We start from the raw sequence: 19,975 nt of genomic DNA on the forward strand, positions 1-19,975 counted from the left end.
CGGCGATCCTATGGGGTCACCGGAGCCGTGCGCGTCGGCCTAGAGGTGACTGCTCCGAGTGACGCGCCCACCCACTGCCCCGCCGCGACCAGCAAGATCACCGCCGCCGTCGACCACGTGGTCAGCAACGCCCCACCGCCCGCGGCGCCGATCGCGAACGCGCCGAGCTTCACGCTCGCGCCCGTGGTCGAGACCTGCCCCAGCAGCGGACCGGGCGTGTACCGCTGCCGCGCGGTGATCGTGGCGGTCAGCGTCGGCCCCTGCGCCAGGCCGCTGACCAGGGCCAGGCCGAGCAGCACGGGGAAGTGGTGGGTGAGCGGCCACAGCGCGAGCGTCACCCCGTACAGCGCGATGGCCGTGCACACCACCCGCTCGGGCCGCCACCGGGGCAGCCGGCGGCGCACCGCCAGGACGCTGACCACGCACCCCACTTCGAACGCCGCCCACACGAGCCCGGTGCGGTCCTCGCCCACGCCCAGCACACCGAGGTGCGTCGGCAGCGCGGTCGCGAGCATGCCCACCGACCCGTACCCGACCGCGGACGCCACGGTCGCGCCGCGCAGCGGTGGCGTGGTGACCAGGTGCCGCAGACCGCGCTTCATCGCCGCGACCAGCGACGGGTGCTCGGTGGGCGGGTGCGGCGGTACGCGCAGCGCCGTCGTGCACAGCGCTCCCGCCGACGCCAGCGCCGCGACCGCCGCCACCGCGACGGCGGGTGACGCGACCGTGCCCAGCACGCCCGCCAGCCCCGGCCCGCCGATCGCCGCGACGTTGAACAGCAGCGCGTCCTGCGCCGTGGCCCGGGGCAGGTCGGTGGCCAGGCGCGGCACCAGGCTGGTGAACCCGCCGCTGGTCATCGGCAGCGTCACGCCCGCGACGAACGCCGCCGGCACCAGCCACGGCGCGGGTGCGAACACCATCGCCGTCGCCATCGCGGCCAGCGCGACCTGGTTGGCCGCCAACGCCGCCACCGGCCGCCGCGTCCGGTCCAGCCACGCGCCGAGCAGCGGGCCGGACAGGATCGACGGCACGGTGTACGCCGCGATCACCGCGCCGGACAGCACCGTGGAGCCGCTGCGCGACAGGGCCAGCACGACCACCGCCACGGCCACCATCTCGTCGGCGAGCCGGGCCAGTCCCGCGGCCCACAGGTAGCGGCCCATCAGCCCTTGCGGCGGTGCCGGCGCACGCTCTCCTCGACGAGGTCCAGCACGGGTTCGAGGTCGTCCGCGGGCAGGCCCATGGCCAGGTGCGACACCAGCCCTTCCAGCACCAGCTCCAGGAACGACGTCAGCACGTCCACGTCCACGTCGTCACGCAGGTTCCCGGCTTCGCGCTGGCGCTCCAGCCGCTGCCGGGTCGCGTCGGTGAGCTGCCGCGACCGTTCCGCCCACCGCCCCCGGAACTCCGGGTCGGTGCGCAGCCGGCGCGAGACCTCCAGCCGGGTGCCGAGCCAGTCGGCGGGGTGCTCGACGTCGTTCGGGTCCGGCGGGTACAGCAGGTCGCGCATGACCTGCACGAGGCCCTGCTCGGCGACGACCTCCGCCATGCGCAGCGCGTCGTCCTCGGCGAGGGCGAGGAACAACGACTCCTTGTCCCGGAAGTGGTGGAAGATCGCGCCCCTGGACAGGCCGGTAGCCTCTTCCAGGCGGCGCACGGTCGCGCCTTCGTAGCCGAAACGCGCGAAACACGCACGAGCGCCGTCGAGGATCTGACGGCGACGGGCATCGAGGTGGTCCTGGCTCACCCTGGGCACCTGTCGATGTTGCCAGGGCGGCCTGACGAAATCCAATCAGTACGTACGGCTTGCCTCGTCCACTTTGGGGTGTACTTCGCCGCTCCCGCTCGAAACAGCAGGTCACCGTCACTACGGTGGCGCACCGTGACCGCAGGTGAGGACATCCGGCCGCCGCTGAGGCTGCTGCCGGGACTGGGCCGGTCGACCCGACCGTCCACCGTGGACCGCAGTCGGCACGGCCCGGACTTGATCGATCTGATCAGGCTCGTCGGCCGCCGCCCCGGCGACGTCGCGGACGGTGCGGCCGGGTGCGCCGTGGTGGTCTTCGAGCCGTTGTGCGTGCCCGAGCCGCTGCGCACGCCCGCCTACGCCCTCGCGCTCGGCGAGGAGGGCGGAGGTACGGGCGTCGACCGGCTGCCGCACCCCGGCGCGCGGTACTTCGTGCACGAGGCCGCGCTGCACGTCCGCGTCGGCGACGACGCGGTCATGGCCGACCAGCTCGACGCGCTCGCGGACCGGGCCGACGTGCCGGTGCGCCTGGTGCCGTTCGCGGCGGGCCACCCGGGCGTGCTGCGGTCGTCGTTCGCCCTGCCCGACGGCCGGCGGCCGGCCGAGGCGCTGGACCGGGTCGCGCTGGACGTGCCGTCGTCGAGGGCGGAGTTCCGCCGCCGGGCCGCGCGCTACCGCGACCGGTAGGCGGGAGGAGACCCATGGCGCAGCACGCGACCGGCCCGCGCGTCGGACGACGGCGGTCGGCGGTCGCCGCCGTCACCGCCGCGACGGCGCTGTCCCTGCTCACCGCCTCCGGCTCGGCGCAGGGCCGCACCGAGCACCAGGCCGAGGACGCGACGGTGTCCGGCGGCGTGGTGGCCTCCGCGCACGGCGGGTTCACCGGCTCCGGGTACGTCGACTACGCCGACGCGGCGGGCGGCTACGTCGAGTACGAGGTGACCGCGGCCCGGTCGGGCACGCACACCCTCGTCTTCCGCTACGCCAACGCCACCGGCGCCGACCTCCCGGTCGACCTGACCGTGGACGGCCGCCGGGCGGGCGCGGTCGGGTTCCCGGCCACCGGCGCGTGGACGACGTGGCGCGACGTCACGGCGGCCGTGGCGCTGGAGGCGGGCGTGAACCGGGTGCGCGCCACCGCCGCCACCGACCGGGGCGGCCCCGACACCGACCGCCTGCTGGTGGACGACACCGACGTGGAGCCGCCCACCCCGCCGCGTCGCCTGCGCGCCACGGGCACGTCCGACACCACCGTGTCCCTGGCGTGGGAGCCGGCGACGGACGACGTGGGCGTGGTCGGCTACGACGTCTACCAGCACGGCCAGCTCATGACGAGCGTGCCGGGCACGGAGTCGGCGGCCACGGTCACCGGGCTGCGCCCCGACACCGCCTACGACTGGACCGTGCTCGCCCGCGACGCCGCGTCCAACGTCTCGCGGGCCGGCAACAACGTGGTCGTGCGCACGGACGCGTCGCCGGCGGACGACGAGGCGCCCACCGCGCCCGCCAACCCGCGCGTCGTCGACTGGTCCGCCACGAGCGTCTCGCTGGCGTGGGACGCGTCCACCGACGACATGGGCGTCACCGGGTACGAGGTGCACCGCGCCGGCGCGCCGGTGGTCACGACCGACGGCACGTCCACCGCGATCACCGGCCTGACCGCCGGCACCGGCTACCGGTTCGCGGTGCGGGCGCGGGACGCGGCGGGCAACGTGTCGGCGTTCAGCGACGAGGTCCACGCCGTGCCCGAGGACAAGGCGACGGCGGGCGCGCCGCGACCCGGCGAGGTGACCACGTTGCGCGAGGGCACCGACGTGCCGTGGGGCCTGGCGTTCCTGCCCGACGGCTCGGCGCTGGTGTCCGAACGGGAGCGGTTCACGCTCTACCGGCTCGCGCCGGACGGCACGTGGACCGCGCTCGGCCGGGTGCCGGGCGCGCAGGCGACCAACGGCGAGGGCGGGGTGCTCGGCGTCGCCGTGTCGCCCCTGTTCGCCTACGACAACACCGTGTTCATCTACCACACCGCGGCGGCCGGCAACCAGGTCGTGCGCGTCCGGCTGGTGGGCGACATGCTCACCGGCTGGCACACGATCCTGGGCGGCATCCCCAAGAACCGCTACCACAACGGCGGCGGGTTGCAGTTCAGCCCGGACGGCGGGTACCTGTTCGTCTCCACCGGCGACGCGCAGAACGGCAGCTACGGGCAGAACCTGGACACCAACGCGGGCAAGATCCTGCGCATCCACCCCGACGGCTCGATCCCGGAGGACAACCCGTTCCCGGGCAAGGCGATCTGGAGCTACGGGCACCGCAACGTGCAGGGCATGGCGTTCGACTCGCAGGGCAGGCTGTGGGCGACGGAGTTCGGCAACAACTCGTTGGACGAGGTGAACCTCATCCAGCGCGGCGGCAACTACGGCTGGCCCGGCTGCGAGGGCACGGCCGGCTACTGCGAGGGCAGCATCCCACCGAAGACGATGTGGCCGACGTCGGCGGGCGGTCCCAGCGGGCTGGCGATCGTCGACGACCACCTGTTCATCGGCACCACGGTCGGCCAGCGCCTGTACCGGCTGCGCATCGACGGCTCGGACCTGGTCGAGCAGGAGGTCTTCTTCCAGGGCCGGTACGGGCGGCTGCGCACGCTCCGGCTCGACCGCGAGGGCGACCTGTGGTTGACCACCACGTGGGACCTGGACGAGGAGGTGGGCAACGACCGCGTGCTGCACGTGGACCTCGTGTACCCGGGATCGTGACGTCACCTGGACGCCACGAGGTGTTCACGGCCGTGACCGGATTGTCCGACTGGACGCCGGGAAGCCTCCGTTCGGAGCAGTTCGGGGGCCGCCGGCTTGTCGCCCGCCCGCACCCGAGCGGCCGTCATCCCCGTGCTCGCCGGCCGGCATGTCGTTGATCCGCAAGGGTTTGACCTGGCTGCGAGTGTCGGTGCCTGCGTGTAGCGTCGAACCAACCAGGTTGATCACGGGGAGTGCGACAAGTGACTGCTGTCCGTAATGCCCCGGCTCCGGGGCCCACCCCGGCGGTGTTCCGGGACCGAGCGGAGGCCGAGGCCTACGTCGCCTCGGTCTGCTTCAAGCACGGACCTCCGAGGCTGCTCGGAGTCGAACTCGAATGGACCGTCCACCACGTCGAAGATCCCACCCGACCGCTCGACGCGAAGACCCTCGCGTCCGCGCTGGGTGACCACGCACCACCGACCCTCGTCCCCGACAGCCCGCAGCGGCCACTGCCCTCCGGCACACCGCTGACCGTGGAACCGGGTGGCCAGGTCGAGATCTCCACCCCGCCGCGCGACTCGTTGACCGACCTGCTCAAGGTCGTCGCGGCCGACATCGACCACCTCCAGGGCCTGCTCGAACCGGCCGGCCTGCGGCTCGGCCAGCACGGCGCCGACCCGTTCCGCCCGCCGCGCCGGATGCTCCAGGTCCCCCGCTACGCGGCCATGGAACACGCCTTCGCCCCGCTCGGACCCGAGGGCATCACGATGATGTGCAGCACCGCGGGTCTCCAGGTGTGCCTGGACTTCGGGCCGGCCGACGACCTGCCCAAGCGGTGGGCCGCGGTGCACGCCCTCGGCCCCGTGGTGAGCGCCTTGTTCGCCAACTCGCCGGGCGTCAACGGCAGGCGCACCGACTGGGCCAGCGCGCGGATGCGCTCCCTCTACGCCACCGACCCGGTGCGCACCCGCCCTGCGGCGGTGTGCGCGCGACCGGCCGACGCGTGGGCCAAGCGCGTGCTGGACACGCCGGTCATCGCGGTGCGGAGGCCGGGCCCGGACTGGCTGCCGCCGTACCCGCTGACGTTCGCCGACTGGGTCGGCGGCGCGCTCGACCGGCCGGCGACCGCCGACGACCTCGACTACCACCTGACCCTGCAGTTCCCGCCGGTGCGCCCGCGCGGGTACCTGGAGGTCCGCTACCTCGACACCCCGCCGCACGGCCGGTGGCTGCCGCCGGTCGTGCTGATGGCCGCGCTGTTCAGCACGCCGAAGGCGGTGGACGACGTCCTGGCGGCGACGGAGACCGCCGCGAACCGCTGGCTCGCCGCCGCGCGGTACGGCCTGGCCGACCCGGTGCTCGCCCGCGCGGCGCGCGACGTGGTCGAGCTGGGCTGCGCCGCGCTGCCCGACACCGACCTGTCGGCAGCCCAGACCGACGCGATCGCCGAAGAACTGCACCGCACGCTCGCTGAGAAGACCGGAGGGGGCCGTTCATGACCAGCACAGAGAACCTTCGCGACCGGGTCGCCGCCCAGCTCACCAGGGCTCGCGACCGCAGCAGGCTGCTCACCGACGCGGTGGACGACCACGACCTCGTCCGCCAGCACTCCAAGCTGATGTCACCGCTGGTGTGGGACCTCGCGCACATCGGCAACCAGGAAGAGCTGTGGCTGGTCCGCGACGTGGGCGGGCGCGAGCCGGTCCGGGCCGACATCGACGAGCTGTACGACGCGTTCAAGCACGCCCGGTCGGTGCGGCCGGAACTGCCGCTGCTCGGGCCCGCCGAGGCGCGCCGGTACGTCGGCGAGGTCCGCGACAAGGTGTTCGACGTGCTCGAGCGCACCCCGCTGGAAGGCCACCGGCTGGTCGACGGCGGGTTCGCGTTCGGCATGATCGTGCAGCACGAGCAGCAGCACGACGAGACCATGCTGGCCACGCACCAGCTACGCGTCGGCGAGCCGGTGCTGGACGCGCCACCACCGCCGCGCGGCGGCCCGGTCGGCCCGGCCGAGGTGCTGGTGCCCGGCGGGCCGTTCACCATGGGCACGTCGACCGAGGCGTGGGCGCTGGACAACGAGCGGCCCGCGCACCAGGTGGTCACCGAGCCGTTCTTCATCGACACCACGCCGGTGACCAACGGCGCGTACGCGGCCTTCGTCGCCGACGGCGGCTACCGCGACCCGCGCTGGTGGAGCGAGGCCGGCTGGGCGCACGTGCGGAAGGCGTCCCTGGTCGCGCCCCGGTTCTGGGAACGGGTGGACGACCGGTGGTACCGCACCGCGTTCGGCCGCACGGAGCCGCTCGTGGCCGACCAGCCGGTGGTGCACGTCTGCTACCACGAGGCCGAGGCGTACGCGACGTGGGCGGGCAAGCGGCTGCCCACCGAGGTGGAGTGGGAGAAGGCGGCCCGGTTCGACCCGGCGACCGGCCGGTCCCGCCGCTACCCGTGGGGCGACGAGGACCCGACCGAGGCGCACGCGAACCTGAACCAGCGGCACCTGGCGCCCGCGCCGGTCGGCGCCTACCCGGCGGGCGCGTCGGCGCTGGGCGTGCACCAGCTCATCGGTGACGTGTGGGAGTGGACCAGCTCGGACTTCCACGGGTACGCCGGGTTCGAGGTGTTCCCGTACGCGGAGTACTCGCAGGTGTTCTTCGGGCCGGACTACAAGGTGCTGCGGGGCGGGTCGTTCGGCAGCGACCAGGCCGCGGTGCGCTCGACGTTCCGGAACTGGGACTACCCGATCCGGCGGCAGATCTTCTCGGGCTTCCGCTGCGCGCGGGACGCCTCGCGGGACGAACTGGCCTGACCGTGTGCCGCCACCTGGGTTACCTGGGCCCCGCCGTGCCCGTCGCCGCGCTGGTGCACGACCCGCCGCACTCGTTGGTGCGGCAGTCGTACGCGCCGCGGGACATGCGCGGCGGCGGCACGGTCAACGTGGACGGCTACGGCGTGGGGTGGTACCCCGCGCCGGGCGGTCCGGCCGTGCGCTACCGGCGTGCGGGCACGATCTGGTCGGACGAGAACCTGCTGGCGCTCAGCCGGGTCACGGTGTCGGGCGCGGTGCTGGCCGCGGTGCGCTCGGCCACGGTCGGCATGCCCGTGGCGGACACGGCGTGCGCGCCGTTCACCGACGGGCGGTGGCTGTTCAGCCACAACGGGCGGGTGGCCGACTGGCCGGAGTCCGTGGTCGACGTGGCCAAGACGCTGCCCGTGGCGACGTTGCTGACGGTGGACGCGCCGACCGACGCGGCCCTGCTGTGGGCCCTGGTCCGGTCGCGGCTGGCCGCGGGCGCCGCACCGGGCGCGGCGCTGGCCTCGGTCGTGTCCGAAGTGGCCGCCGCCGCGCCCGGTTCGCGGCTGAACCTGCTGCTCACCGACGGAACCGTGCTCGCCGGCACGACGTGGACCCACTCGTTGTGGGTCCGCTCCGGCGACGGCGCGGTGACGGTGGCCTCCGAGCCGTTGGACGACGACCCGCGCTGGCGGGAGGTGCCCGACGGGCACGTCGTCACGGCAGATGTGTCTACTGTGGACGTTCAACGGATTGGACGAGGATGACCGAGCCTGTGCTGGACGTGCACCTGACCCCCGAGGACGCGGCGGTCGCGCTGCGCGCCGAGGCGAGGGCGGGGCTGACCGCGCGGCCGAAGTGGGTGTCGCCGAAGTGGTTCTACGACGCGGTCGGCAGCGAGCTGTTCGAGGAGATCACCCGGCTGCCCGAGTACTACCCGACCCGCGCGGAGCGGGAGATCCTGGTGGCGCGGGCCGCGGAGATCGCGTCGCTGACGGGCGCGCACTCGTTGGTGGAGCTGGGTTCGGGCTCGTCGGAGAAGACGCGGCTGCTGCTGAGCGCGTTGCGGTCGCACGGCACGTTGCGCGAGTTCGTGCCGCTGGACGTGTCGCCGTCGGCGTTGACCGACGCGGCCGGCGCGATCATGGCCGCGTACCCGGGGCTGCGGGTGCACGGCGTGGTCGGCGACTTCACCGAGCACCTGGGCCTGCTGCCCGGCGTGCCGCCGCGGGTGGTGGCGTTCCTGGGCGGGACGATCGGCAACCTGATCCCGGAGGAGCGGGACAAGTTCTTCGCCTCGGTGCGCGAGGTGCTGGACGCGGGGGAGTGGTTGCTGCTCGGCACCGACCTGGTCAAGGACCCCGGGGTGTTGGTGCGCGCGTACGACGACGCGCAGGGCGTGACGGCGGAGTTCAACCGGAACGTGCTGCGGGTGGTGAACCGCGAGCTCGACGCCGACTTCGACCCCGCGGACTTCGAGCACGTGGCGCTGTGGAACGCCGAAGAGGAGTGGATCGAGATGCGCCTGCGGGCCGTGCGCCCGGTGAAGAGCCACGTCGCGGCGCTCGGCCTGGACGTCGAGTTCGCCGAGGGTGAGGAGCTGCGCACGGAGGTGTCGGCGAAGTTCCGCCGGGAGGGGGTGGAGCGGGAGCTGACCGCCGCGGGCTTCGAGCTGCACCGCTGGTGGACCGACCCGGAGGGCCGCTTCGCGCTGTCCCTCTCGCGGGCGGCCGGGTAGTCCCGTCGTGCGGCGGTCCCTCGCGGGGGACCACCGCACGTCCCCGGAGCCGGACGGGGGTGTCGACCCAGGCCCCGAGTGTCGAACCTCCAGGTCCCGAGTGTCGAACGTTCAGGTCCCGAGTGTCGAACCTTCGCGTCCCGCGTGTCGAACCTTCGCGTCCCCCGAGTTCCACGTTCGAGCCGGCCGGGCCGTGTGCTGAACGTTGAACTCAGGGGTCCTGAGCGTTCGACACGCGGGACGTGAGCGTTCGACTCACGGGGTGTGGTGGTGTTGGTCCACGGTGCCGGTCGGTGGGAGGGCGGCGATCGACGGGTCGGTGATCGCGTCGCGGAGGGCGGTCGCGAAGCGGTCCGCGCGCAGCACGCGGAACGGGCGGGAGTGGTACGGGCGGGTGGTCGGGTCCACCGGAGCCGACAGGCCCAGCGCGTTGCACGACGCGGCGACCGACTCGTACGCCGTGACCAGGTGGTCCTCCCGCGCACGCCAGTCCGTCGCCGCCAGCACGGCGCGCAGCACGGGCACCAGCTCGCCGTACCGGGCGAACGCGCTGCCCAGCCACTTGCCGTACGGCGGGTAGCGGCGGTCCAGCAGGAGCCTCAACCGCATCAGGTCGCGGGTCAGCCGGGCCGCCACCACGGCCGACCCCAGCTCGTCCCCGACCTCGCCGCACCGCCCGACGAACGCCTCTTCCCCCGCGATCCGGGACCACTGGCACGCCAGCACGTACCGCCACACGTCCTCCGGGTACCACCGCAGCGCCTCCCGTGCGCCCGTCAGCACCCCGAGCCCGTCGTGGAACACCGCGCCGCCGGTCGTCTCCGCCAACCGCTGCGTCGGCGCGCGCAGCCAGTCGCGCACGGTCACGCCGCCACGCGGGTCGAACCCCAGCTGCCGGTCGAACCACGTGCCCGCGTCGGTGACCTCCACCCGGTGGCGCACCGGCCCGTCCGTCACCGCCATGTGCCCGACGCCTTCGTCCCCGGTGTCGGCGAAGTGCGTGGGGTAGCCGCGGAACACCTTCGGCAGGTGCTCGGCCAACGCGGTCCGGATGTCGTCGGCCCTGGTGTCGTCCGGGTCGAGGAACAGCTGCAGGCGCGGCCCCCACTCGTGGTCGGCCGAGCGCTCGGTGTCGAAGCCGAGCACCTCCGATCCGGACCCGATCCGGGCCGCGCTGTGCGGCACCTCGCCGAAGTGCGCCCTGACCAGCGGTTCGACCGCCTCGCGGTAGAACCGTTCGGCCAGCACGAGCCCTGGCAAGAACCGTACGTAGGGCACCAATCCTCCGTTCTGCGGGTAGTGCTGGACACGATCGAGTGAAAGCCTCGCGCGATGGCGTCGCGGTGTCACTGAGGGGCGACGTCGAGTGAACCGAGGGAGCGCTACCGCATGCAACTCCGCACCAGAGCACTGGTTCTCGCGCTGGCCGTCGGCACTTCGGTGTCCGGCCTCGTGGGAACCGGTACCGCCGCCGCCCAGGAAGCACAGACCGCCACCCCGATCCAGTGGTCGGCCTGCGCCGACGACGTCCTCGCCGAGATCCCGGCCGCGCAGCGCGACAAGGTCAGCTGCGCCAACCACCCCGTGCCGCTGGACCACCGCAAGCCCCGCGGCCCCCGGATCACCATCGCGCTGATGAAGCGCCCGGCCGACGACCAGTCCGCCAAGGTCGGCTCGCTGTTCATCAACCCCGGCGGCCCCGGCGGCGCCGGCCTGATCTACTCCGCCTACGGCAGCTCGTTCTTCCAGCCCGAGATCATGAAGCGGTTCGACCTGATCGGGTTCGACCCGCGCGGCGTCGGCCGCAGCTCGCCGCTGCGCTGCTTCAAGACCCTCGAAGAGGCCAACGAGATCTTCGGCCGGATGTCCGCCGTCCCGGTCACCCGCACCGAGATCCGCGACACGACGGACGCGACCGAGGACTACACCGACGCGTGCGCGCGCAACGCGGGCCCGCTGCTGGACCACATGTCGACCGAGGCCGTGGCCCGCGACCTCGACCTGCTGCGGCAGGGCGTCGGCGACCGGCAGCTGACGTTCGTCGGCTTCTCCTACGGCACGCTCCTCGGTGCGACCTACGCCAACATCTTCCCGTCGAAGTCCCGCGCCCTGGTGCTGGACGGCAACGTGGACCCGGCGCTGCGCACCTCCAACGGCGCGGAGTACGACCGCCAGCGCGCGCAGGGCTTCGAGATCGCGCTCGACGCGTACCTGGAGCGCTGCGACGCCGAGGGCGACAAGTGCGCGTTCAGCGACGGCGACCCGCGCGCGAAGTTCGACGAGGTGCGCGACCACCTGCGCACCCGCTCGATCACCCTGCCGGACAACCAGGTCGTGACCCACGCCGGCTACATCGGCCGCGTCACGAGCGACCTGTACGCGCCGACCCGGTTCAAGGCGCTGGCCGCCTGGCTGCAGAGCATCTACGCGGTGCTGCACCCGAGCGCCGCCACGTTCTCGGCGCAGGAGCAGGCCGCGCTGCTGCCGCCGCTGGCGAACAAGCACGGCCTGGCGGACGTCCGCGCCGGTGTCACGGGCGACACCGAGTACCTGTACGACGACTCGTACTACGGCGTGAACTGCACCGACAAGCCGTTCCTGCGCGTGCCGCAGCTGTTCCCCGCGCTGGCCGCGAAGTGGGAGCGGGAGTCGCCGACGTTCGGCCGCCAGCAGGCCGCTTCCGACCTGCTCACGTGCGCGACCTGGCCCGTGCGGCACCCGGACCGCTGGGACGGCCCGTGGCACGCGCGCACGCCGAACCCGATCGTCGTGGTGGGCAACTACTACGACCCCGCGACGCGGTACGAGTTCAGCAAGCGCATGGTCCGGCAGCTGGGCAACGCGCGGTTGCTGAGCGTGGACGCGTTCGGGCACTGCATCCTCGGCGACAGCGCCGGGGTGGACACCGCGGTGACCGACTACCTGGTGAACCTCAAGGCGCCGGCCGACGGTCAGGTGTTCCAGCCGAACGCCCAGCCGTTCTGAGCGGCACGCGGTGCGGCCGTCGTCGCGAGGGCGACGGCCGCACCGGCCAGGACCACCGGCCCGGTCCCGACCGGCAGGTCGCCCACCCACGCGCCGCCCAGGTGAGCGAGGGCGGTGAGCAGCACGATCGGGCTCCTGCGCCGCCACGACCACACGGCCAGCCCCGCCGCGACCACGACGGCCAGGAACAGCTCGTCGTGGTCGACGGTCGGGGCGACGGCGGCCGAGGTGCTCCACGCGCCGGCGACCAGCACCGCGTGCCGCTCCGCACCCGGGTCCTCGATCACCGGCTCGGGCCACGCCGGCGCGGTCAGCGCGTCGAGCACCGGCCACACCGCCAAGCCCACGCCGACCATCAGCAACGGGTACCACGCGCCGGGGCGGCGGGCGTTCAGGTCGTGCGCGGCGAGCACCGCGGCCACGAGGAGCAGGGCCATCGCGCCCTGGTGCCACAGCGAGCCGAGCAGCCCGGCGAGCGCGGCCACGTGCCACGGCCGCACCCGCCCCGGCCGGGCGTGGGCGAACACGGCCCCGGCCACGATCACCAGCTCCGGGTGCGGCTGCCCGGCCGACAGGTCGACGCCGAGGACCGGGTCGAAGGCCGGGACGGCGGCGTCGGCAGGGCCGTAGGACGTCCAGCCGAACTCCGCGACCGGCTCGGCGCCGCGCCCGAGGTACTGGATCGCGGCCAGGTACGCCGCCGCGGTGACGGCGACGGTGCGGTAGCGCGCCCGCCACGCCCAGCAACCCAGCCCGATGGCCACCGCCAGGCCGACGAGGTACCGCCACAGGTCGAAGGCGGGGCCGAGCCGGAACTCGACCAGCTCGCCCGACCACACCACCGCGACCGCGGTCGAGCCGGTCACGAGCAACGGGAACCAGGCACCGGGCCGCTCGGCGTGCGCCTGCCGTGCCCGCAGCAGCACCCCGGCGATCACCAGCGCCGCCGACGCCTCGACCGGCGGCCCTTCCTCCCACAGCGGCAGGACGAGCCCGAGCACGACCGGTAATGCCCACACGACGGCCCTCACAAGCGCGCAACCCTAGCGACAGGGGTGTGAGGGGCGTCCGGTGTGGACGCCCCTCACGGTCGAGCGGTTACTTCGGCGGCGGCGGGACCAGGCAGCTCACCGGAGCCGACTGGTTGCCCGACGCGTCCACGCCGTAGACGAGGGCGTCGCCCTTGAGCGTGATGCGCCAGTCGATGTCACCGACACCGGGCTTCTGGTTCGGCGTCGCGCCCGGCGCCTGCACCAGCTTGATCTTCGTGCCGCTCGGGAAGCCGCCGAACACCGCCGGGCTCGCCGAGTCGGAGACGAAGACCTGCGGGTTCGGGTCGACCGCGTCGGTCGCGGTCAGGACGAAGAACCCGTCCTCGTTGTCGGCCGGCGGCACCGTGCCGCCGCCCGGGTTGTTGGTCGGCTGGCACGTCACGACCGGCGGGGTCGTGTCGACCCAGTCCTTGAGCACGTCGTCGCACACCTGGTGGCCGGCGGCGTGGGCGAAGCAGCCGCGGATCGAGTCCGTACCCAGACCCGCGAGGCCCTGCGTGCCCGGGTAGGTGAAGTCGACCGCGCCCGCGGCGGAGGTGCTGCCGTTGCCCGCGGCGCCCGCGTTCGGGCCGGAGAGCACGGAGAAGTCGACCGCGGTGTCGGGCACCGGGTCGCCGAAGTCGTCGGTGACGGTGGCGGTCACGGTGTGCGTCTGGCCGGGCGTGCCCAGCTCGTTCACCGCGTGCTCGGGCTCCACGTCGATGAACGCCGCGCAGCCGCGCACGTTCACCGTCGGGTTGCCGAACGTCACGACGTGGCCCTCGGCGTCGGTGTAGGCGACGGTCGGGTTGACCGCCAGCGCGCCGCCACCGGCGGCCGGGGAGTGCGTCGCGGTGAACGTCAGCGTCACCGTCTCGGTGCTCAGCTCGTCGATGGTCCACGTGAGCTGGTTGCCGTTCTGGCCGACCGAGCCCTTGGACACGGCCGCGCCGCTGATCGAGAACTGCGGCGCCACCGTGTCGACCACGGTCACGCCGGTCGCCGCGGGCACCACGATGGCCGCGCCGATCGCCTCGAAGACCTCCTGCAGCTGGGCGGCGGTCGGTGCCTGGTAGTAGTGCGTGCCGTCGGGATCGGTGGTCCAGTCGCGGATCTCGTTCGCGTCGACGGAGCCGAGGCCGATGCCGAAGATCTCGGTGCCGGCGTTGCGCGCGGCCAGGGCGTCGGGGCTCGCGTCGGGACCCACGGTCGTCTGGCCGTCGGTCATGATGACCATGATCTTCTTGTTCGCGGGCACCGACCCGGCGAGCTGCGCCTGGCCGGTCGAGATGGCCGCGGAGTGGTTCGTGCCGCCGGACGCGACGAGCGCGTCGATGGCGGACTTGGCGGCGTTCGCGTCGGACGAGAGCGCGGTGTCGACGGTGGCGCCGTCGGCGAAGCTGACGACGCCGATGCGGCTGCCGTTGGCGACCACGCCGTCCAGCGAGCCGTCGGTGGCCTCGTCGATGATGTCCACGAAGGACTTGGCGGCGGTCTTGAGGTCGCCGATGGCGCCCTGCATGCTGCCGGAGCGGTCGAGGACCAGTTCGATGTCGACGGGATTGCCGGCGATGCCGGTCTGGGCGTCGAGCGTGACGGTGACCGGGACGGACCCGCCGCACGGGATGTCGGTGGCACCCAGCGCCTTGGTGCCGGTGACCGTGCCGCCCGCGGCTGCCGCGACGGTGGTGGTGGCCAGCGGGGCCGCCAACGCGGCCACCAGGACCGCAGTCACGCCACAAGCCCGTCTTCGAGTGTTCTGATTCATATCGGTATCGCACCTCCTCGTGCGCGCCGACAGACGTGACGTCCCCTCTGGAATCACGTTCGCGCATTCCGGCGAAGCCGGGTAAGTCAGTCCCCGAACAGGTGCGGACCAGCGAAGATCCCACCGAATGACACGTGCCGTGCGACTCGGATGCGTCGGCAGGACGAGGTTAGGCGCGAATTCTCACGAAGAGCAATTGGTTCACCCGATCGGGTCAATCGGAATGGCACGTCGTTTTCGATCTGCGGATCGTTACGGACGAAACTGCGATTGTGACGACAATGCGGCGGCGACGCGTCCGCCCCCGGACGTGCGAGAGGGCCGCCCACCCGGAGGCGGACGGCCCTCTCACTCCTGACGACTAACCGCGGACCATCTTGCGCAGCACGTACTGCATGATGCCGCCGTTGCGGTAGTAGTCGGCCTCACCCGGCGTGTCGATGCGGACCACCGCGTCGAACTCGACCTTCGCGCCGTCCGCCTTCGTCGCCACCACGTGCACCGTGCGCGGCGTCTCGCCGTCGTTCAGCGCGGTGACGCCGGTGAAGTCGAACGTCTCCGTGCCGTCCAGGCCCAGCGACGCCGCGGACTCGCCCGCCGGGAACTGGAGCGGCAGCACGCCCATGCCGATCAGGTTCGACCGGTGGATGCGCTCGAACGACTCGGCGATCACGGCGCGCACGCCGAGCAGCGAGGTGCCCTTCGCGGCCCAGTCGCGCGACGAGCCCGAGCCGTACTCCTTGCCCGCCAGCACGACCAGCGGCACGCCCGCCTCGGCGTAGGCGACCGACGCGTCGTAGATCGTGGTCTGCGGCGCGCCCTCCTCGAGGAAGTTGCGGGTGAACCCGCCCTGCACGCCCTGCCCGTTGTTCTCGTCGGCGAGCAGCAGGTTGCGCAGCCGGATGTTCGCGAACGTGCCCCGGATCATCACCTCGTGGTTGCCCCGGCGGGAACCGTAGGAGTTGAAGTCCTTGCGCTCGACGCCGTGCTCGGTCAGGTACTTGCCCGCGGGCGAGTCGGCCTTGATCGCGCCGGCCGGCGAGATGTGGTCCGTGGTGACCGAGTCGCCCAGCAGCGCCAGCACGCGCGCGCCGCCGATCTCCGTCACCGGAGCGGGCTCCATCTCCATGCCCTCGAAGTACGGGGGCTTGCGCACGTAGGTGGACTGCGCGTCCCACTCGAACGTCTTGCCGGTCGGCGTGGGCAGCGACTGCCAGCGCTCGTCACCGGCGAACACGTCGGCGTAGCCCTTGGTGAAGCCCTCCGGCGAGATCGCCGACGCGACGACCTCCGAGATCTCCTGCGGCGACGGCCAGATGTCGGCCAGGTACACCGGCTTGCCCTCGGCGTCGGTGCCCAGCGGCTCGGTGGTGATGTCCTTGTCCATCGACCCGGCCAGCGCGTACGCCACCACCAGCGGCGGGGACGCCAGGTAGTTCATCTTGATGTCCGGGTTGATCCGGCCCTCGAAGTTCCGGTTGCCCGACAGCACCGACACCGCGGCCAGGTCGCCCTGGTTGATGCCCGCCGAGATCTCGTCCTGCAGCGGGCCGGAGTTGCCGATGCACGTGGTGCAGCCGTAGCCGACCAGGTGGAAGCCCAGCTTCTCCAGGTACGGCAGCAGCCCGGCGCGCTCGTAGTAGTCCATGACGACCTTGGAGCCCGGCGCGAGGGTCGTCTTGACCCACGGCTTGCGCTCCAGGCCCTTCTCCACGGCCTTCTTCGCCAGCAGCGCCGCGCCGAGCATCACCGACGGGTTGGACGTGTTGGTGCACGACGTGATCGCCGCGATCGCCACCGCGCCGTGGTCGAGCTCGAACTCGGCGCCGTCCACGGTCACCTTCACCGGGTTGGACGGCCGGCCCTCCGCGCCCTCGGCGGCGGACTGGAACACGCGCGGCTTGCCGCCCGCGTCACCGTCGGACACCGCGATCGGGTCGCTGGCCGGGAACGACTCCTCCGACGCCTCGTCCACCGGCGAGTTGGCCACGTCGTCGGTGTGCGCGACGTAGGCGCCCAGCGCCTGCCGGAACGCCTCCTTGGCGTTGGTCAGCTCGATGCGGTCCTGCGGGCGCTTCGGGCCGGCGATCGACGGCACGACCGTCGACAGGTCCAGCTCCAGCGTCTCGGAGTACACCGGCTCGACGGCCGGGTCGTGCCACAGGCCCTGCTCCTTGGCGTAGGCCTCGACCAGCTCGAGCTGCTCGGCGGAACGGCCGGTCAGCTTCAGGTAGTCGATGGTCTCGCCGTCGATCGGGAAGATCGCGCAGGTCGAGCCGAACTCGGGGCTCATGTTGCCGATGGTGGCGCGGTTGGCCAGCGGTACCGCGCCGACGCCCGAGCCGTAGAACTCGACGAACTTGCCGACCACGCCGTGCTCGCGCAGCATCTGGGTGATCGTGAGCACCAGGTCGGTGGCGGTCGCGCCGGCGGGCAGCTCGCCGTGCAGCTTGAAGCCGACCACGCGCGGGATCAGCATCGACACCGGCTGGCCGAGCATGGCGGCCTCGGCCTCGATGCCGCCGACGCCCCAGCCGAGCACGCCGATGCCGTTGACCATCGTGGTGTGGCTGTCGGTGCCGACCAGCGTGTCCGGGTAGGCGATGCCGTTGCGGACCATCACCACGCGGGCCAGGTGCTCGATGTTGACCTGGTGCACGATGCCGGTGCCCGGCGGGACGACCTTGAACTCGTCGAACGCGGTCTGGCCCCAGCGCAGGAACTGGTAGCGCTCCTTGTTGCGCTGGTACTCCAGGTCCACGTTCAGCTCGAACGCGTCCGGCCGGCCGAAGATGTCGGCGATCACCGAGTGGTCGATGACCAGCTCGGCCGGCGCCAGCGGGTTGACCTTCGACGGGTCGCCGCCGAGCTGGGTCACCGCCTCGCGCATCGTGGCGAGGTCCACCACGCACGGCACGCCGGTGAAGTCCTGCATCACCACGCGGGCCGGCGTGAACTGGATCTCGGTGTCCGGCTCGGCCGACGGATCCCAGCTGCCCAGCGCGCGCACGTGGTCGGCGGTGATGTTCGCGCCGTCCTCCGTCCGCAGGAGGTTCTCCAGCAGGATCTTCAAGCTGTACGGCAGGCGCTCGGCGCCCTCGACCGCGCTCAGCCGGAACACCTCGTACGAGGCGTCGCCGACGGTGAGCGTGCCGCGGGCGCCGAAGCTGTCCTTGCTCGCTGGTGCAGTCACGTGAAACTCCATCTGGTGACGCGCAAAGTCGGTTGGGGAACTACTGCTGAGTCTTCCGCACCCGTGGGTGCGGCGCCCTCTCACCCCAAACAGTACGCGTGTCCTGTATTCCGCTTCAACCCGGCCCTACCTTGATCGGGGCATCATCACACCCGTGGTGCGTCTTGATCGAATCGGCAAGCGCTACGGCCGCGGCCCGTGGGTGCTGCGGGACGTCTCGCTCGCCGTCGAACCCGGTGAGGTGGTCGTGCTGCGCGGCGGCAACGGCGCGGGCAAGTCGACCTTGTTGCGGATCGCGGCGGGCGTGACCGCGCCGACGAGCGGCCGGGTCGACCGCGGCGCGTCGGTCGGGTACGCCCCGGAGCGGTTCCCGACCGGCGTGCGGCTGTCCGCGCGCGACTACCTGGGCCGGCTCGCCGCCGTGCGCGGCGTCCCGGCGCGGTGGGAGCTCGTCGAGGCGCTGGGGTTCGTCGGCGACCCGGACGCGCCGATGGCCACCCTGTCGAAGGGCAACGCGCAGAAGGTGGCGCTCGCGCAGGCCCTGCACGCCACCGACCTGCTGGTGCTGGACGAGCCGTGGTCCGGGCTGGACGCCGCCGCGAGCGCGGTGCTCGGCGGGCTGGTGACGTCGTCGCGGGCCGCCGTCGTGCTGACCGACCACCACGGGCACGACCTGCCCGGTGCCCGCGAGGTGGCGCTCGGCGCGACCCGGCCCGGCGGCGTGGTGATCGAACTCGACCGGGTGGGGGAGGCGTTCGCGCTGATCAGCGCGTTGGACGGGGTGTTCTCGGCGCACGAGGTCGGCGGTGGGGCGCGGGTCGAGGTGCGGGCCGGGTTCAGCGACGGCGTGCTGGCCGAGGCGCTGCGGCTGGGCTGCTCGGTGCGGAGCGTCCGGTCGTGACGGCGCTGGTGCGGTACCTGCTGGTGGACGTGCTGCGCACGCAGCGCTGGCTGCCGCCGTCGCTGGTGCTCGCGGCCGTGCTGGGGATGCTCTACGCCTCCGACGCCGGCCCGCCGCTGCCCGCGTACGCCGGGACGTGCGTGCTGGTCTGCCCGGTGTCGGCGTGGCTGACGGTGGTCATCGCGACCGCCGAGGACCCGGTGCGCCGGACGATCACCGCGGTCACCGCGGGCGGCTGGGCGCGGACCCAGTCGGCCGTGACCGCGCTGTCCGTGCTGGTGGCCCTGGTGGTGGCCCTGGTCGCCGCCCTGGTGCCGGTCGTGACGCAGCCGCGCCCGTACCCGCCCGGCACCGTCGCGCAGGGCTTCGCGGCGCTGGCCGTGTGCGCGCTGGTCGGCGTCGGTGTGGGCGTGCTGTGCAGCAGGCCGGTGATCCGGCAGCCCGGCTGGTCGGTGCTGGCCGCCACGGCACTGGTCGTGCTGGTGCTCCTGTTCGGCGCCACCCCACCCGTGGGCAACGTGCTGTGGGCGCTGTCCCACGACGACGGCGTCACCTCGGCGCTGGCGGTCTCCGGCTCGGTCACGGCGCTGTTCGTGGCGGGTGCGACGTGGCTCGGCGCCGCGTTGGGTCCCCGCCGCGGTTAGCGCCGCGTCACGGCCGACGGTGACGCCGGGCGGGATCGTGGCACCCGCGCCGATCCACACGTTCTCCGCCACGTCGATGGGCCCGCCGCTCAGCCACCCGCGCCGCTCACCGGGATCGACCGGGTGGCCGACGGTGATGGACGTGGCCCGGGGCCCGACCAGCACGCGTTCGCCGAGCCGGATGCCCGCGTAGTCCGGGAACGTGCGGTTCTGGTCGACGAACACGCTTGGAGACCGCCTGCCGCGTGACGCCCAGCTCGGCGGCGGCGTGTCCGGACTGCCCGATCTCGGCCGCCCGGACGAACGACCGCACCCCCTCCCGAGCCCAGATGCGCACAACCGATCGTTGTGGCTCGCCGGGAGCGGGTTGAGCCCGTCGCGGCCGGTGCGCGGCGGCCGGAATTGTCGGACCCCCCGGGCAAAATAAAAGCAGGGGTCC

Annotated in this window: 15 protein-coding genes; 9 read left to right on the plus strand and 6 right to left on the minus strand. The window is 73.0% G+C overall.

Annotation, left to right across the window (positions count from 1 at the left end; translation table 11 throughout):
• Positions 1-8: 8 nt before the first annotated feature.
• Entirely contained in the window at positions 9-1,163 is a 1,155-nt protein-coding gene (locus tag FHX81_RS35280) for an MFS transporter (protein WP_141982821.1), read from the minus strand.
• Positions 1,163-1,756, minus strand: coding sequence for a TetR/AcrR family transcriptional regulator (locus FHX81_RS35285; protein ID WP_141982822.1), 594 nt, complete (start codon positions 1,754-1,756; stop codon positions 1,163-1,165). Before FHX81_RS35285 ends, FHX81_RS35280 begins: the two co-directional genes overlap by 1 nt.
• Positions 1,757-1,882: 126 nt before the next feature.
• Between FHX81_RS35285 and FHX81_RS35290 the strand changes: the two genes are divergently transcribed.
• The 6 genes from FHX81_RS35290 (at position 1,883) to egtD (ending at position 9,014) form a co-directional block, all read left to right on the plus strand.
• Positions 1,883-2,434 carry a Scr1 family TA system antitoxin-like transcriptional regulator gene (locus FHX81_RS35290; RefSeq protein ID WP_141982823.1) on the plus strand — a complete coding sequence of 184 codons (552 nt, stop codon included), beginning with the start codon at positions 1,883-1,885 and terminating at the stop codon, positions 2,432-2,434.
• A gap of 14 nt (positions 2,435-2,448) precedes the next feature.
• Positions 2,449-4,500 carry a PQQ-dependent sugar dehydrogenase gene (locus tag FHX81_RS35295; protein WP_141982824.1) on the plus strand — a complete coding sequence of 684 codons (2,052 nt, stop codon included), beginning with the start codon at positions 2,449-2,451 and terminating at the stop codon, positions 4,498-4,500.
• Between the two features lie 242 nt (positions 4,501-4,742).
• A complete protein-coding gene (locus tag FHX81_RS35300; RefSeq protein WP_246108127.1) occupies positions 4,743-5,981 on the plus strand; it encodes a glutamate-cysteine ligase family protein in 1,239 nt (412 codons plus the stop codon).
• Positions 5,978-7,291 carry an ergothioneine biosynthesis protein EgtB gene (egtB, locus tag FHX81_RS35305; protein ID WP_141982826.1) on the plus strand — a complete coding sequence of 438 codons (1,314 nt, stop codon included), beginning with the start codon at positions 5,978-5,980 and terminating at the stop codon, positions 7,289-7,291. Before FHX81_RS35300 ends, egtB begins: the two co-directional genes overlap by 4 nt.
• Before the next feature lie 2 nt (positions 7,292-7,293).
• Positions 7,294-8,043, plus strand: a complete 750-nt coding sequence (gene egtC, locus FHX81_RS35310; RefSeq protein ID WP_141982827.1) for an ergothioneine biosynthesis protein EgtC — start codon at positions 7,294-7,296, stop codon at positions 8,041-8,043.
• Positions 8,040-9,014 (plus strand): L-histidine N(alpha)-methyltransferase, encoded by a 975-nt coding sequence (gene egtD / locus FHX81_RS35315; protein WP_141982828.1) that lies wholly within the window; start codon positions 8,040-8,042, stop codon positions 9,012-9,014. Before egtC ends, egtD begins: the two co-directional genes overlap by 4 nt.
• Positions 9,015-9,269: 255 nt before the next feature.
• Here the strand turns inward: egtD and FHX81_RS35320 are convergent, their stop codons facing one another.
• Complete coding sequence (locus FHX81_RS35320) at positions 9,270-10,274, minus strand: DUF4037 domain-containing protein (RefSeq protein ID WP_246108128.1); 1,005 nt, start codon at positions 10,272-10,274, stop codon at positions 9,270-9,272.
• Positions 10,275-10,403: 129 nt separating this feature from the next.
• On the opposite strand from FHX81_RS35320, the gene FHX81_RS35325 reads away from it, so the two are divergent.
• Positions 10,404-11,999, plus strand: coding sequence for an alpha/beta hydrolase (locus FHX81_RS35325; RefSeq protein ID WP_141982830.1), 1,596 nt, complete (start codon positions 10,404-10,406; stop codon positions 11,997-11,999).
• Here the strand turns inward: FHX81_RS35325 and FHX81_RS35330 are convergent.
• The 3 genes from FHX81_RS35330 to FHX81_RS35340 form a co-directional block, all read right to left on the minus strand.
• A complete protein-coding gene (locus FHX81_RS35330) occupies positions 11,966-13,030 on the minus strand; it encodes a hypothetical protein (RefSeq protein WP_141982831.1) in 1,065 nt (354 codons plus the stop codon). The genes FHX81_RS35325 and FHX81_RS35330 overlap by 34 nt on opposite strands.
• Before the next feature lie 67 nt (positions 13,031-13,097).
• On the minus strand, positions 13,098-14,765 hold the full coding sequence (locus FHX81_RS35335; RefSeq protein ID WP_170232288.1) for a VWA domain-containing protein: 1,668 nt from the start codon (positions 14,763-14,765) through the stop codon (positions 13,098-13,100).
• Between the two features lie 394 nt (positions 14,766-15,159).
• Complete coding sequence (locus FHX81_RS35340) at positions 15,160-17,991, minus strand: aconitate hydratase (RefSeq protein WP_141982833.1); 2,832 nt, start codon at positions 17,989-17,991, stop codon at positions 15,160-15,162.
• A 157-nt stretch (positions 17,992-18,148) separates the two neighbouring features.
• On the opposite strand from FHX81_RS35340, the gene FHX81_RS35345 reads away from it, so the two are divergent.
• Both FHX81_RS35345 and FHX81_RS35350 read left to right on the plus strand, forming a co-directional pair.
• On the plus strand, positions 18,149-18,892 hold the full coding sequence (locus FHX81_RS35345) for an ABC transporter ATP-binding protein (RefSeq protein WP_246108129.1): 744 nt from the start codon (positions 18,149-18,151) through the stop codon (positions 18,890-18,892).
• On the plus strand, positions 18,889-19,536 hold the full coding sequence (locus tag FHX81_RS35350) for a hypothetical protein (protein ID WP_141982834.1): 648 nt from the start codon (positions 18,889-18,891) through the stop codon (positions 19,534-19,536). Before FHX81_RS35345 ends, FHX81_RS35350 begins: the two co-directional genes overlap by 4 nt.
• Positions 19,537-19,975 lie beyond the last annotated feature (439 nt).

The sequence above is a fragment of the Saccharothrix saharensis genome (assembly GCF_006716745.1).
GTDB classification, from domain to species: Bacteria; Actinomycetota; Actinomycetes; order Mycobacteriales; family Pseudonocardiaceae; genus Actinosynnema; species Actinosynnema saharense.